Source organism: Enterocloster sp. HCN-30185 (assembly GCF_037890305.1).
Lineage (GTDB): Bacteria > Bacillota > Clostridia > Lachnospirales > Lachnospiraceae > Enterocloster.
Window position 1 is genome coordinate 372342 of record NZ_JBBKBT010000002.1, and the last position, 15402, is coordinate 387743.

The following is a 15402-nucleotide window of genomic DNA, read 5'->3' on the forward strand; positions in this document are numbered from 1 at the left end:
AATGCCCGAATCCAAATATTCCATTGGCGGGATTAAGAATGGTATATCCATTCTTTTTTTTTACTATGAAAGAAGGTGTTATGAGTGTCAAGTACTGAATTGCCTATAGATTTGGAAAATCAGGTGGTACTTATGAAAAAGTATGTAAACTTTCGACAGAGAAAAAAGATGAGAGATTTTTTAGAATATGCAGGATACTTTAGAGCAAGCCGTTATGGAAAATATCTATTAACACAGGTCAATGTATTTGGAAGTAAAGCAGATGCAAAGGTTTTCTTTGAGTTGTATGATTTCGATATGCAGCTGAGATTGTTATTATTCAAATATTGTAAGAAGGCAGAAGTCTATTTTAAAAGTGCGATTGCGAATGCGATTTCACTAAAGACTGGAGATGCAGGTTTTTATCTGGATAAGCAATATTATACTCCTACCAGAAGTGAAAAGGATAAAAAGACCAGAAATAAAAATGTATTATTTTTTAATACAAGGTTTTTTGCCGGCTTGACCAGTGATGAAGAAAAACTGAGAAGAGATGTGGTTAAACATCCGGAATTGAAAGAGTATCGCAGGGGAGGAACCCATCAAAATAATGTATTGCCTGTATGGGCGGCATTTTCATATTTTGAAATGGGAACGATTGTTATGCTTTATTCATATTTGCGTGGTGATTTGCGAAAGGAAGTATTGAATTATACCTATCCGGGAAATAATTATAAAAAAGAAACAACAAAACAGATGGATACATGGCTGGATGCGATCAGGAATCTTAGAAATTACTGTGCGCATCATTCTATGCTGGCAGGTATGACTTCTTCAGTGGTAATACCAGATAATAGGGACAGTTCCGATGTTCTTCCAGATAATACAAATCTGTATTCAAGATTGTATGCGTTAAAGAAAATACTGCCGCAGAAGGATGGGGATATGTTGGCAGAGGAATTGGATAAACTTATATGGAAAACGAAACTGGATATATATAAGATGAACATTTTACCGACAAATTGGAGGGATTTATATAATAAAATATTGTCCTTGCATGGATAAAGGGTCTGTTTGTGAATATAATAAAATAGACCGTAGGAAGGCATGGGTAATGCCCGAATCCAAATATTCCATTGGCGGGTAGGCAGCTATAAAAAAGGCTGCCTATTTCAATTTGTTAGCACTGATTTTAAATCAGGGTTCAAAGCAGTCGTTGTATTGGAGAATAAGCTATCTTCGTTGAAAGCTATTTAATCTGTCTATTGCATTCTGGTGATAAGGTGTTTACAATACCCATAGAGGATTCTTTATTTACGGCTGCGCCGTGAATGATCCGGAGTAAATGATGAATCAGGCGGGCCGGGAAACGTTTTCCGGCCCGCCTGCTGCTTAAAACAGAAAGGAAGGGAAGGCGGATGGAAAAAATCAGAATGGCCGTTATTGGGATCGGTACAATGGGAAAAAAATATGCGAAAATGATACAGGAGGGAAGGATTTCCGGGATGTGTCTTGGGGCAGTCTGCTGCAGGAGCCATGAAAGCAGTCAGTGGGCAAAAGCGGAGCTTGGCGGAGAGATTCCTGTCTTTCAGGACACAGAGAAGTTGTTTGACGCCTCAGAGCTGTTTGACGCCTGTCTTATAGTTACGCCCCATAAGCTGCATCCGGAGATGATTATACAGGCATTTGATAAGGGAAAGCATATATTCTGTGATAAGCCCATAGGCGTTTCCATGGGGCAGTGCCTGAAGATCCGTCAGAAGGCAGAAGAGAAGGATCTTGTTTTTGCAATGATGTTTCATCAGAGGATGTATCCAAAGTACGAACGGATCCATGAGCTTCTTGAAAGTGGGACTCTGGGACAGATCCGCCGCATTCTGATGGAGAACTCCAGATATTACAGAACCTGGCATTATCATAAATCCGGAAGCTGGCGAAGCAGCTGGAGGGGAGAAGGAGGCGGTGCGCTTTTAAACCAGGGACAGCACCTGCTTGATATCTGGCAGTGGCTTTTTGGAATGCCGGAAAGCCTTTACGCTTTGATTCCCTATGGAAAATATAACGATTTTTCAGTGGATGATGAGGCTACGATTGTGATGAAATATCCGGATAAGAAAACAGCAGTATTTATTCTTACTACGGGAGAAGGAACCTGGACCGAACGGCTGGAAATTGTGGGATCTAAGGGAACGCTTCTTTTGGAGGACAGCCATCTGACCCTTCATCTGTATGATCGGGATCTGGAAGAATATAAAAGGACGGCTTCCTGCAATTCCAGAGAAGAACTGAAGGAGAGAGTTACAGAGGAAACATTTCCTCAGGATGAAGAACCCTATGAGGAAATGCTGGCGGATTTTGCACAGGCTGTTTTGGAAAAACGTCCGGTCAGAGTCAATGGGCTGGAAGGCTTAAATTCTCTGGAGCTTACCAATGCCGCCTATCTTTCTGCCTGGATGGGAGCGCCTGTTTCTCTTCCGATAGACGAAGTGCAGTATGAGAGGGAGCTGGAAAAACGGATCAGGGAGGAAATATGAGACCATTGTCATTTGTTATCATCGGCTCCGGTTTCAGAGCCATGTTTTACGGGAGAATTGCCAGACGGTATCCGGAGCTGTTTACACTAAAATACATATTATGCAGATCTGAGGAGAAGGCTGCAAAGGTTCATGGGGAAACAGGCTTTCCCACAACTGTATCAGACGAGGACTGCAAAAACTCCAAACCGGATTTCGTGGTTGTGGCAGTAAATAAAGGGAATATTGCAGATGTGGCAGAGAAATGGGCGTTGATGGGCTATCCTGTGCTTACTGAAACACCGATTGGATGCAGTCTGAAACAGTTAAGACGAATCTGGGAATTAAAAGAGAAATACCATTGTAAAATTCAGGTCTGCGAGCAGTATTTTCATTGTCCCACACTCAGGGCAGGACTGCATCAGATTCAAAATGAAGCCATAGGGCAGCCAGACTCCATGTATCTGTCGCTGGTACATGAATACCATGGGGCCAGTCTGATCAGAAAATATCTTTTGATGGGACATGAACGCTTTTCTGTTATAGGAAAGCAGTTTACGTTTCCGCTGACAGAGACAGATTCCCGTCAGGGGGCTATTACGGATGGTTCTGTAAGCAGCCGGGGGAGAATCATGGCTCTGTTTGAATTTGCTTCCGGAAAGACGGCGCTTTATGATTTTTCGGGGGAACAGTACCGGTCTTTTATACGCAGCCGCCATGTGACCGTTCGCGGACAGAAAGGAGAGCTTACGGATCAGATTCTTTACAGGCTTACAGAAGAAAATTTCCCTGAAACCCTATATCTTATGCCGGAATTAGATTCACGGTACAGACAGCTTGAAACAAAACGTTTAAGGGATTGTGTCCGGGGCTGGAAGCCTGAGCTGTATCTGGATGAGATTGAGGATGAATATGCCATTGCCTGTATGCTTTATGATATGAGAGAGTATCTCGATTCGGGAAAAGAAATTTATCCTTTAAGGGATGCTCTTCAGGACAGCTATATGGCTCTGCTGCTCCGGGAGGCTGTCATGTCAGAGGGCTGTGAGATTCATTCCCAGCCAATGCCCTGGAATTAGAAAAACGCTTTTCGTTTAAAAATCCGGCTTTCGGTACAGACTATCATCAGATCTGCAGCATGGGCGAATGAAAGGCCTGTGCCGGATACTTGGTAAAAACGAAAGGAAAGTCTATGAAAAAGGGAAAAATGTGGAAGGCGGGGGCTGCAGGGATAATGGCTGCGGGAACAGGAGCAGTCCTTATGATGGCCAGCCGGAAAAAGGGACGGATGCACAGGCTTACGGACAGCAATTCCTCCTGTAAAAATAAAGGGTCAAAGGGAGAAAATCAGAGGATTTATTATTCCAAAGGCAATTATGAGGCATTTGCCCGTCCTGAAAAACCTGAGGGAATAGAAGAAAAGTCGGCCTGGTTAATCGGCGGTGGTCTGGCTTCTCTGGCGGCGGCCTGTTTTCTGATCCGGGATGCCGGAATGTCCGGGGATAAAATCCATATTCTGGAAGCCTCTGACCGTACAGGGGGAGCCTGCGACGGAATTCTGGATTCATCGAGAGGATATATTATGCGCGGCGGACGTGAGATGGAGAATCATTTTGAATGCCTGTGGGATCTGTTTCGATCCATCCCTTCGCTTGATACGCCGGGGGCCTCGGTGCTGGATGAATTTTACTGGCTTAATAAGGCTGATCCCAATTATTCCCTCTGCAGGGTAACGGAAAAACAGGGAAAGCCTGCCTGTACACAGGGGTATTTTGGTCTCAGCGAAAAGGCGGGACGTCAGATTATGAGGCTGTTTTTTACCTGCGATGAAGACCTGTATGATAAAACCATAGAAGATGTATTTGACAATGAAGTATTTGACTCGCCCTTCTGGCTTTACTGGCGCACCATGTTCGCTTTTGAGAACTGGCACAGCGCTCTGGAAATGAAGCTTTATCTCAGGCGTTTTGTTCATCATATCGGCGGCCTTCCTGATTTTTCAGCATTGAAATTTACACGCTACAATCAGTATGAATCACTGATCCTTCCTCTGAAACGGTATCTGGAAGAAGCCGGTGTGGAATTTCGCTTTGGAGTTGCAGTGACAAATGTGGAGTTTGACATCAGAGAGGGAAAAAAGACGGCAAAATTTCTGGACTGCATGATAAATGGCGCAAAAGCACAGATTCCTCTTACAGAACAGGATCTGGTATTTATTACAAATGGAAGCTGTACAGAGGGAACGGTTTACGGAGACCAGGATCATAAACCGGATCCGAAAAGACAGTCGGAGGCTGAACACTGCTGGACACTCTGGAAAAATATAGCAGTACAGGATACGTCCTTTGGACGTCCGGAAAAATTCTGCTCCAACCGTGAAAAGACCTGTTGGGAATCAGCCACAATTACTACATCGGATGAGACGATCCTTTCTTATATAAAAAAGATAGCCCGAAGAGATCCGCGTACAGGAAAGGTAGTTACGGGAGGAATTGTCAGCTGTCAGGATTCCGGCTGGCTTTTAAGCTGGACGGTCAACCGCCAGGGTCAGTTTAAGGCTCAGAAGAAAGAAGAGGTATGCATCTGGCTCTATGGATTATTTCCAAATGGAGTGGGAAATTTCGTGCCCAAGCCTATGAGTGAATGCACGGGAAGGGAAATCACGGAGGAATGGCTGTATCATCTGGGAGTTCCGGCTGACCAGATTCATGATCTGGCTGCTTGGGGAGCGGTCTGCGTTCCGGCTATGATGCCCTATATTACGGCCTTTTTCATGCCCAGAAGAGAGGGAGACCGCCCGGATGTAATTCCTGAAGGAAGCGTAAATGCCGCCTTTATCGGCCAGTTTGCCCAAACTCCCAGAGACACGGTTTTTACAACGGAGTATTCCGTGCGCACGGCTATGGAGGCTGTTTACGGCCTGTGCGGCGTAGACCGGGGGGTACCGGAGGTATGGGGCAGCGCTTATGATATGAGAGAGCTTTTAAATGCCTCTGTGAAGCTTATGGATGGAGTTTCACCTTTAAAGAAAAGGCTTCCGGCATGTTTTGAGAAAGCAGGGAAAATGGCGATTAAAAAAATTGAACATACGGAGATAGGAGAACTTCTCAGGGAATGCGGAGTGCTGTAGCATTATAAACAACAGGCAGAATCCTGTATAAAAGGGTTCTGCCTGAATGTTTGTCTCAGCGGTATGGGACAGAAGTCGCTTACTGTAATTTGGTTCCTGTAAGCATTTCATAGCTCTGAAGATATTTGTCAATAGTTTTTTCCACAATCTCCTCAGGAAGGGTCCAGTCATTGCCCGGATGAGCGGTCAGCCAGTCTCTGGCAAACTGCTTGTCAAAGGAAGGCTGGGAGTGGCCGGGTTCATAGCCCTGTGCAGGCCAGAAGCGGGAACTGTCAGGCGTCAGCATCTCGTCGCCTAAAACCACATTGCCATCCTCATCCAGACCAAATTCAAATTTGGTATCAGCAATGATGATGCCACGGCTTAATGCATAGTCTGCACATTTTTTATAGAGAGCGATCGTATAATCGCGGATCAGGGTCGCGTAATGCTCGCCCTTTCCAGGAAAACATTTCTCCAGGTGGGAAACACTCTGCTCAAAAGAAATATTTTCATCATGATCACCGATTTCGGCCTTGGTAGAAGGGGTGTAGATGGGTTCAGGAAGCTTTTCTGATTCCTGTAAGCCTTCAGGAAGATGGATGCCGCATACGGTGCCGTTTTCCTGATAGCTCTTCCAGCCGCTGCCTGTGATATAGCCTCTCACGATGCACTCTACCGGGATCATGGTAAGCTTTTTGCACATCATGCTTTTTCCTTCAAACTCAGGCTGCTGGAAAAATTCAGGCATATCTTTTACATCTACGGAAATCATGTGGTTGGGAAGGATGTCCTTTGTAAAATCAAACCAGAATCTGGACATCTGGGTCAGTACCGTACCCTTCCCGGCCACAACGTTGTGCAGGATTACGTCAAAGCAGCTGATCCGGTCAGTAGCAACCATAATCAGGCTGTCGCCGTTGTCATAAATCTCACGAACTTTTCCTTCTTTGAACGGTTTCATGTCATATACCTCGCTATATGTAAAATTTTGATGTAGCTTCTATCTAAGGATAAACGAAATCGGCTGTAAAAATCAATACCCAGATTGAAAATTATACCGCAGCAGACGCAAAAAAACAAAGGTTCTCTTTTATGCACAATAAATAGCCGTAAAAATAAAATAGTCAGGACATATTTACCACAGGCTAAAAAGAATGATTGATATTATGGCAAATCCGCGTTAAACTAACGGAGAAGTGCAAAAAAGACAGGAGTTTGACCTTATGATACGACAGAAAAAAACACATTCCAAAAAGAAAGGTGCTATAAGGCCGGGCCTTGTGATTACTTCCCTTCTTCTTGCCGTCAGTATTGGAGTAACGGGAACGGCGGTTTATTTTAAAGATATAGTAAATCTGTATCTGGCAGCAGACCGTACCAGAGTATCGGAAGAGGAGATGGAAAAGACAACGCAGGAGAGTCAGCTTTTGTCTCACAGGATACAGGAAGAGGGAAGCGTACTCTTAAAAAACACCAAAGATACACTTCCTCTTTCTGATTCGGTCCGCCAGGTAAATGTATTTGGCTGGGCGTCTACCCAGTGGCTGGGCGGAGGCTCCGGTTCCGGACGGATCACCCAGGTTAAGACGGATTTTCTGGCTGCCTTAAGGGATGCGGGGGTTTCTTATAATGAAGAACTGATAGGGATGTACCGTGAATTTCAGCCCAAACGTCCTTATAGTGATACCTTAAACAGCTGGCCGCAGGAATCCTGCCGCCTTTATGAACCTCATATTTCAGACCGGGAGTATTATACAGAGGAACTTTTAGACCATGCCAGAGACTATTCGGACACAGCGATCGCTGTGATCGGCCGGTTTGCAGGCGAGAGTAATGACTGTCCCAAGGTACAGTATAAGCAGACAAAAAAAGGGGGAGAAATTACAGAGGATCCAAACCGGACCTATCTGGATCTGTCTAAAGAGGAAGAGGATCTTTTGCGCTATCTGGGTGTAAGCTATAAAAATGTGATCCTTGTTTTAAATACGGGAAATGTGATGGCTCTGGGTGCGATCGAACGTCTTTCCGGCATTGATGCCTGCCTTTATGCAGGCCTTACGGGAGAATCAGGAGCGGGCGTACTGCCGGAAATCCTCTGGGGGCGCGTAAGCCCTTCCGGACGGACAACGGATACCTGGGCTTATGATTTTTCCACAGCCGCCAGCTACGCCAATGCAGGAGGAGAGGGTGTGGGACGCTATACCAACGCAGAGACGCTCTATCCTGCAGATGGCACGAAATGCGGCAATCTGGGAGAAAATTTTGCCTATGATCAGGTTTCCTATGTAGACTACGCAGAGGGAATCTATGTGGGCTATCGATGGTATGAGACAGCAGATGCACAGCATTTCTGGGATGGGGTAGAAAACAGATATGGGCGGGGCTATGATGGAGTGGTTCAGTATCCGTTTGGATACGGCCTTTCCTATACGGAATTTCAATGGGAACTTTTGGAGGCTCCAAAGGAACAGACGGTTCCGGATCCATTCGGAGAAATTTCTGTTATGGTCCGTGTCACGAATACGGGAAAACGGGCCGGTCAGGACGTGATCCAGCTGTATGTGTCGCCTCCGTATACTCCGGGGGGAATTGAGAAATCATCCGTTGCCCTGGCAGCCTATGCAAAAACATCGCTCCTTGAGCCGGGAGCCTGTGAAACTTTTACGCTTACCGTTCCTGTTTCTTCCTTTGCTTCCTATGATGAAAAGGATGCAAATAAAAACGGATTTCAGGGTTATGAACTGGAGGCAGGCATATATGAGCTGTCTCTGCGCTCGGATGCCCACCATCCGGCAGCCATGGATCAAAATACCATCCGTCTGTATGTACCAGCTGGAACGCTTTATGATACAGACCGGATCACAGGTGCTCCTGTTTTCAATAAATTTACGGGGGAACAGGCTCAGGACGGTGTTTCCATAGACGGTTCTGATGCAGGAGGAGCGATCCATTATCTGAGCCGGGCTGATTTTAATAAAACCTTTCCAAAAGCCAATGTGCCGGTACGCCGTCTTTCTCATAAAGGGGCGGCCCTGAATCTGTATACCAAAGAACTGGCGGATACCTGGCATTCAGATGAGACATGGACTGCTTCAGATGAAGCGTTACGGGACAAAAAGTCTGTAAAAAAGCTTACGCTTATGGTAGAACGAATGGGAAGCCTTACAGATCTGGGATATGGGCTTGGAAAAAACTGGGAAGATCCCAGATGGGAAGAGGTACTGGATCAGCTTACCTTTTCTGATATGGAAAATCTCTTTCTGCATGGCTATGTAAAGACTGAGCCGTTATCTGTACTGGGAAAACCCTTAGCCAGAGAGGCAGACGGACCAGCCCAGATCGGAAGCTTTCACCAGATTCCGGCAGGAACTGGCTTCCCCAATGCCGGCATACTGGCTCAGACCTGGAATAACGCATTGGCCTGGGAAATGGGAAGAGCAATTGCAAAAGAAGCAGGCCAGTTTGGTTACAGCGGCTGGTATGCTCCTGCGGTGAACCTTCACCGCAGCCCCTTTGACGGAAGAAATTATGAATATTATTCGGAGGATCCCTTGATCTCAGGCCATATGGGTGGTCTTGTAGTGAGGGGAAGCCTGGATATGGGCGTATATTGCTATGTAAAGCATTTGATCTGCAATGATCAGGAATCGGGAATTTACCGGGACGGCATTTATACCTGGATGACAGAGCAGACGCTCAGGGAACTGTATCTAAAGCCCTTCCAGATGCTGGTTCAGGATTATGGAGCAACTGGCTTTATGACAGCCTATAACCGGATCGGAGCGGTGTGGGCCGGGGGGAGCCAGGCCCTTTTAACCGGAATCCTTAAAGAGGAATGGGGCTTTCATGGAGCCATTGTCACAGATTATGCGGATCACCATAAATATATGAACGGGGATCAGGCTCTGCGGGCCGGAGGAAGCCTGTGGATGGATGGGATTTTAAATGATGGAAAATTCCGCTTCCTGACGGAGGAAAATGAGGCTTTCTATTATCATGCTCTTCGCAGAACCTCCAAAGAGGTGCTCTATATGTATTTGAATGCCAGAGCGGAAAACAGAGAGTACAGCCAGAGGATGGGAGACCCCGGTCTTTTAAAGCCGGTGATTTATCCTGCCTTTCCTCTGTGGGGAGCCGCATTAGGCGCTTTTGATCTTATGGCGGCATCTGCCTTTCTTTTCTGTCTCAGACGGACAAAGAAACCAGAAAAAAAGAAGAAAAGAAGAGAGTGAAAAAATGGAAGAGACAAAAAATCATAAAGATACAACCCTGTCCCGGCTTCCGGTGGTGATCTGCCTGGCTGTCGTCTGTACCTTTTTGTGGGGAAGCGCCACTCCAGCCATAAAGATCGGCTATGAACAATTCCACATCGAAGGTACGGATTCATGGAGTATTATCGTGTTTGCCGGACTTCGCTTTTTGCTTGCCGGATTGATGGTGATCGGCTTTTACTGTATACAAAAAAAGAGGCTGATCCTGCCTCCGGCGGGAGCAGGAAGCTGCATTTTAAAGCTCTGCCTATGTCAGACGGTGCTCCAGTATTACTTCTTTTATATGGGGCTGGTTTATGTAACAGGGGTTCATGGGGCGATCATAACAGGTACCAATGTATTTCTTTCAATCCTGATCGCCTGCCTTCTGTTTGGATATGAACAGCTTACAGGAAGAAAGCTGCTTGGCTGCTTGTTTGGACTGGCAGGCATTGTATTGGTCAACCTTTCCGGACAGACATCCGAAGGGCTGTTTGATGTATCCTTCCGGGGAGAAGGCTTTGTATTTATTGCACAGATTTTTTATGCTTTATCCGGCGCATTGGTAAAACGCTACTCCAAACAGTATGACGTAGTTGTTTTAAGCGGATATCAGTTTACCATGGGAGGGATCATTTTGATCTTGATCGGACTTGGCTGCGGAGGAAGAGTTGATCTTATGGCAGGAGCTGAAGCTGTGGTTCTTCTTCTGTATTTGGGGCTGATCTCTGCTGTGGCCTATACGCTTTGGAGTATTCTTTTAAAATACAATCCGGTCAGCCGTGTAACTGTTTTTGGCTTTATGATCCCGGTCTTTGGAGTTTTGCTGTCAGCCGTTTTTTTAGGGGAAAGCAGCCAGGCTTTATCATGGAATGTACTGGCAGCGCTGATTTTGGTAAGTCTTGGAATTTTTGTTGTAAATACATCGGAAAAGCCGGAAAAAAAAGACGGAACGGAAGGAAAATAAATTTGGAAGAGATAATAAATATTACAGAAAACAAAAAGAAGTATTTAGAGCTTTTGCTTCTGGGGGATGAGAAAGAAGAAATGATTGACCGGTATCTGGAACGCGGAGATATGTATGTTTTAAAAACGCCCTTAGGGATGGCTCTTTGTGTAGTGACAGATGAGGGAGATGGGGTATTAGAGCTTAAAAACATCGCGGTGGAGCCGGTGTGCCAGAAAAAGGGATATGGGCGCAGGCTGATCCGTTTTATCTGTCAGAAATATAAAAATCAGTTCCATACCCTTCAGGCAGGAACGGGAGACAGCCCTCTTACAGTGCCGTTTTACGAGCACTGCGGCTTTATACGGGGATCTGTGATTCCGCATTTTTTCATGGATCACTATGACCATCCGATTTATGAGGGAGGAAAACAGCTGGACGACATGATTTACTTCCAGCTTAAGCTTTAAAAACAAAGGGGAGGAAGAAACAGGATGATTGACCGAAATGATATGCTGGAGCTGACCCGCAGGCTAACGCCGGAGCGTTCTTCTGTGGGCCGGATTGCTGGAGCGTACTTTGATGCAGAGGGCTATGTGGACGGTACCTTTAATATCAATTTCTTAAAGCTTTCCGTACCGGAGAGGAAAAAGAACCTTTCCATCGCCAAGACTGTGCTTTTTTCTGAGACAAATTCTCTGCTAAAGGAATATACGCTTACCAAAGAAGCCAGACGGCCGGGAGGATTGTGGCAGCTTTTAAGCGCCATTAAGGAATGCGGCATGAAAAATGACGCCTATACGGATCTGTTTTATGAGATTTTAGGAGAGAAATACCGTCCGGACGGTCCATGGTCCTGCTTCCTTTTTCATGGCCGATACGATGTGCCGGTAAAAGGGCTGGATAAAGCGTGGATGGAAGGTTCTGAAGAGGTGTACGAATACCTGATCTGCGCTATCAGCCCTTTAACCGGAGAATATGAGCCGGGAGAGCCGGAGTTTGGCTTTTTATACCCGGCTTTTAAAGAGCGGGGCGCTGCCCTGAATTTTGTAAATCTCTTTGAAAAGGATCCGAACCGGCCCCACAGGGAGCTTACAGAGTGGTTTTTAAAGGGATGAAAATGAAAAAGGAAACAAAACCATGAAAAATATATCCGAACCAAAACACTGCGCGTTCAGTTGATGCGCTATCATTTCTGATCATATGCCTGATTGCAACCTTTGTAAGTATCTGTACCTACATAACTGCGAACCAGAAAACTCTGGAGGTGGCAAAAAATTCTCAGAAACACCATGTAGAAAGTATTTCCTACCGAAGCCGGCTGGCATATGAGGAAATGCTCAATATTATCTTAAACTGTACAGAGCGGAAAACCTTTGATTTGTCCGGAATAAACGGAGGACATACCTCAGGAACCAGAAAACTCGGACTGGATTATGCGGAGCTTATAAGAGATTACTGTGCGATTACAGAGTACGGAAACTATATTGTAAAGCTGTCTGTCTTTGATGATCAGGGAAATCTGGTTCAGACAGGCTCTTCCTTTGGAAGCACAGATGACGCGCAGGGGATCATAGAGAGCGGCTGGCTGGATCGGGAGCTTGAAAAAACCATGGACCGTTATCAGCTGGATCTGGAATCATCTCCATTTTCCCAGTATGAGGGAAATATCCTTCCAATTGCCAGGAAGCTGGAGCATTCTGGCTCCGGCGGCTGGGCGGTGCTGTGTCTTTCTACGGATCTCTTTAAGGATATGCTTTTGGACACGGCAAACGGACAGGAAACGGTGATCGTAACTGCGGCCGGAGACCGGATTGCTTCTATTGAAGAACCGGGGGGAGCACAGAGAGGAAAATGACCGGATTATCCGCAGCCTTCAGGAACGGAAAAAGGACTACTGGAAATGAAGGTTCATGGGAAAGACAGTCTGGTAACATATGAGATTTATGATAAAAGCGGGATCATGGTATATGAAACCATGCCCTTAGATGAGCTTTCCAATGACCGGATGATGATTGTACAGACTGTAGTGATCATGTTTTTGGCCTGTTTGATTTTTGGACTTCTGTTATCCGCGCGGATTACAAAGCAGATAAAAAAGCCTATTGACCGTCTGACTGCTCACATTGAAACCATTGCGGCGGGAAATTTTATCAGGGACGATTCGATAGAAGGCGAGGATGAAATCGGCCGTGTAGGCTGTGTGGTAAATGATATGGCTCTGCGGATCAAAGAACTGATGGATCAGCAGCTGAAGGCAGAAAAAGAAAAGGGAGATTTAGAACTTAAGATGCTCCAGGCCCAGATCAATCCTCATTTTCTTTACAACACGCTGGATTCCATCCGCTGGATCGCAGTGATCCAGAAAAACAGCGGCATTGTAAAAATGGTGACTGCCTTATCAGGCCTTCTTAAAAACATGGCAAAAGGCTTTAATGAAAAAGTGACTCTGAAAAAAGAACTGGAATTTTTAAATGACTATGTAACCATCGAAAAGGTAAAGTATGTGGAGCTGTTTGATCTGGAAATACAGGTGGATGATCCCGGGCTTTATGAAGCAAAGGTGATTAAGCTGACACTGCAGCCTCTGGTGGAAAATGCTATTTTCAACGGGATTGAACCAAAGGGCCGTCATGGAATTATCAAAATCCGGGCATCCAGACAAGAGGATATGCTGGTTCTTACCGTGCGGGATAACGGTGTGGGGATTCCAAAGGAACGGTTAAAAACACTTCTTGAGAATACAGAAAAAGTAAAGGGAAATTCCATGAGCGGGATCGGGCTTCCCAACGTAGACCGCCGGATCAAGTTAAATTATGGGGAGTCCTATAGCCTGATGGTTGACAGCACAGAGGGAAAATTTACGGAAATTACCGTTACCATGCCGCTGGAATTTTAAAATATAAATGCAACAGGGGGAAGAGGAATGTATCAGATTATGATTGTGGATGATGAGCCGCTGATTCTTGCAGGAATCGCCTCTCTTTTAGACTGGGAAAAGCAGGAGTGTGTGATCGCCGGAAAGGCAGGGAACGGACAACAGGCCTTAAAGCTGATGGAGGAACAGAGACCGGATATTGTGATCACAGATATTAAGATGCCGGGAATGGATGGAATCTCCTTTATGAAGGCTGTAAAGGAACGGGGCTGGGATGATATTGTTTTTATCATTCTCACCAATCTGGAGGAATTTAACCTGGCTCGTCAGGCGCTGTCTTTAGGAGCCGTAGAATATCTGGTAAAAATGGAACTGACAGAGGAGAAACTTTCAGAGGCCTTAAAGCTTGCAAAAGAGCGCTGCGAATTGACACGGCTTGCAAATGAAAAAGCGTCCCCGGGCTTTCCCTCCAAAGCAGACCGGATCCGCCGTTTGATCGAGCAGCTTCTGGTCGGAGACGAGCCCGCAGAAGGGTTTAAGGAGGCAGAGGAGACGCTTAAGAGCCAGTGCTTGTGATTATCAGCTTCAATTACGGGTTTGAGGGCTTTTCGGAGGGATTTACCCGAGAAGACCAGAAAAAAGTGATTTCCTTTGCAGAAAATATTATCGGTCAGATGACAGGAGGTTATTTCGACAGCAGCTGTCTGGTGTGCCGGGAGCTGGACAGCCTGGTGCTTGTACTGTCTGTTGCAGGAGTGGAAAATTATCAGACGGTCATCCGAAGTCTGGGCGAAAAAATCCGGTCTGTGGTAAAGGATTACTTTGAGGTGCCGGTATCCGTGGCAGTCAGCACCAGAAAGGAAAGCCTGCATGAATTTCCGGCCCTGCTCTATGAGGCCATGAGCGCTACCAGCTATTATTTCGGCCATTCCGGAGATCCGGTAGTCTTTTATTCCAGACAGTGTGAAACAGATGCGGGTCACCCGGGAAGCTTTCATATCGGCCTCCTGAAAAAAGATCTGTCCCAGGCGATCGCCTTAAATGACAGCAGCCGCTTAAGGCAGGTAATCGGTCAGTTGACGCAGCTTTTGGAGGAATATCACCCTTCAAGGGAACAGGCTGTGAATGCCTGTGCCAATCTGTATTTTTTTATAGCATCTTTTTTTGAGGATGATGAAGAAGGCGGTTTTCCCTACGAGGTCAACATTATGGAAAAGCTGGGGCGTTTTGGCACACTGGAACAGATTTTGAAATGGATCCGCTGGTTTGAGGCTTCTATATCTGCTATTTTGGATCGGAGAAGAGACAGCCGCACGGATAAGATTGCGGAAATGGTCCGGGATTATGTAATGACCCATTATAAGGAACGGATCACTCTGGGACAGACAGCTGAAGCCTTGGGTATCAGCCAGGGGTATTTAAGCACGGCTTTTAAAAAGCAGACAGGGGAATCCTTTACAGGATTCGTGTCAGCCGTAAAGATTGAAAAGGCCAAGGAACTGATCGCCGGCCATCAATATATGATGTATGAGATTTCCGATATGCTGGGCTTTGATACGCCTTTTTATTTCAGTAAGGTATTTAAAAAGATCGCCGGTCTTTCTCCGAAGGAATATGAAGCAGAATGTTTCAAGGCCGGCCATGAGGTGTAAAAGGGAAAAAGTGTAAAAAAGTGCAATAATATAAAAAAAGTATAAAAAGAAATAGGCCTGTCCTGAAATTTT

At 45.8% G+C, this 15402-nt stretch carries 11 protein-coding genes and 1 pseudogene; 11 read left to right on the forward strand and 1 reads right to left on the reverse strand.

Annotated features, from left to right (window positions below):
- Positions 1-132: 132 nt before the first annotated feature.
- From WKT10_RS03935 to WKT10_RS03950, 4 genes are all read left to right on the forward strand, one after another.
- Positions 133-1044: an Abi family protein gene (locus WKT10_RS03935; protein ID WP_340275571.1), complete on the forward strand. Its 912-nt coding sequence runs from the start codon at positions 133-135 to the stop codon at positions 1042-1044.
- 353 nt (positions 1045-1397) lie between these two features.
- Complete coding sequence (locus WKT10_RS03940; protein ID WP_340275573.1) at positions 1398-2513, forward strand: Gfo/Idh/MocA family protein; 1116 nt, start codon at positions 1398-1400, stop codon at positions 2511-2513.
- Entirely contained in the window at positions 2510-3571 is a 1062-nt protein-coding gene (locus WKT10_RS03945) for a Gfo/Idh/MocA family protein (RefSeq protein ID WP_340275575.1), read from the forward strand. The genes WKT10_RS03940 and WKT10_RS03945 overlap by 4 nt, the downstream gene beginning before the upstream one ends.
- A 113-nt stretch (positions 3572-3684) precedes the next feature.
- Positions 3685-5622: an oleate hydratase gene (locus tag WKT10_RS03950; protein ID WP_340275577.1), complete on the forward strand. Its 1938-nt coding sequence runs from the start codon at positions 3685-3687 to the stop codon at positions 5620-5622.
- 79 nt (positions 5623-5701) lie between these two features.
- Here the strand turns inward: WKT10_RS03950 and WKT10_RS03955 are convergent, their stop codons facing one another.
- The gene (locus WKT10_RS03955) at positions 5702-6565 is read right to left on the reverse strand and encodes a phosphoribosylaminoimidazolesuccinocarboxamide synthase (protein WP_445292988.1); all 864 of its coding nucleotides are present in this window, start codon (positions 6563-6565) and stop codon (positions 5702-5704) included.
- A 262-nt stretch (positions 6566-6827) separates the two neighbouring features.
- On the opposite strand from WKT10_RS03955, the gene WKT10_RS03960 reads away from it, so the two are divergent.
- From WKT10_RS03960 to WKT10_RS03995, 7 genes and pseudogenes are all read left to right on the forward strand, one after another.
- Positions 6828-9836, forward strand: coding sequence for a glycoside hydrolase family 3 protein (locus WKT10_RS03960; protein ID WP_340275579.1), 3009 nt, complete (start codon positions 6828-6830; stop codon positions 9834-9836).
- Positions 9837-9840: 4 nt separating this feature from the next.
- Complete coding sequence (locus tag WKT10_RS03965) at positions 9841-10821, forward strand: DMT family transporter (RefSeq protein WP_340275581.1); 981 nt, start codon at positions 9841-9843, stop codon at positions 10819-10821.
- Positions 10822-10823: 2 nt separating this feature from the next.
- Positions 10824-11270 (forward strand): GNAT family N-acetyltransferase, encoded by a 447-nt coding sequence (locus WKT10_RS03970; RefSeq protein ID WP_066548047.1) that lies wholly within the window; start codon positions 10824-10826, stop codon positions 11268-11270.
- 24 nt (positions 11271-11294) lie between these two features.
- Positions 11295-11918: a DUF4317 family protein gene (locus tag WKT10_RS03975; protein ID WP_066548049.1), complete on the forward strand. Its 624-nt coding sequence runs from the start codon at positions 11295-11297 to the stop codon at positions 11916-11918.
- Positions 11919-12067: 149 nt separating this feature from the next.
- The gene (locus WKT10_RS03980; RefSeq protein WP_337933173.1) at positions 12068-12658 is read left to right on the forward strand and encodes a hypothetical protein; all 591 of its coding nucleotides are present in this window, start codon (positions 12068-12070) and stop codon (positions 12656-12658) included.
- Positions 12659-12703: 45 nt separating this feature from the next.
- Positions 12704-13699, forward strand: a complete 996-nt coding sequence (locus tag WKT10_RS03985; protein WP_340275584.1) for a sensor histidine kinase — start codon at positions 12704-12706, stop codon at positions 13697-13699.
- Positions 13700-13726: 27 nt separating this feature from the next.
- Positions 13727-15330, forward strand: a pseudogene (locus WKT10_RS03995) (response regulator transcription factor).
- The last annotated feature ends 72 nt before the right edge of the window (positions 15331-15402 follow it).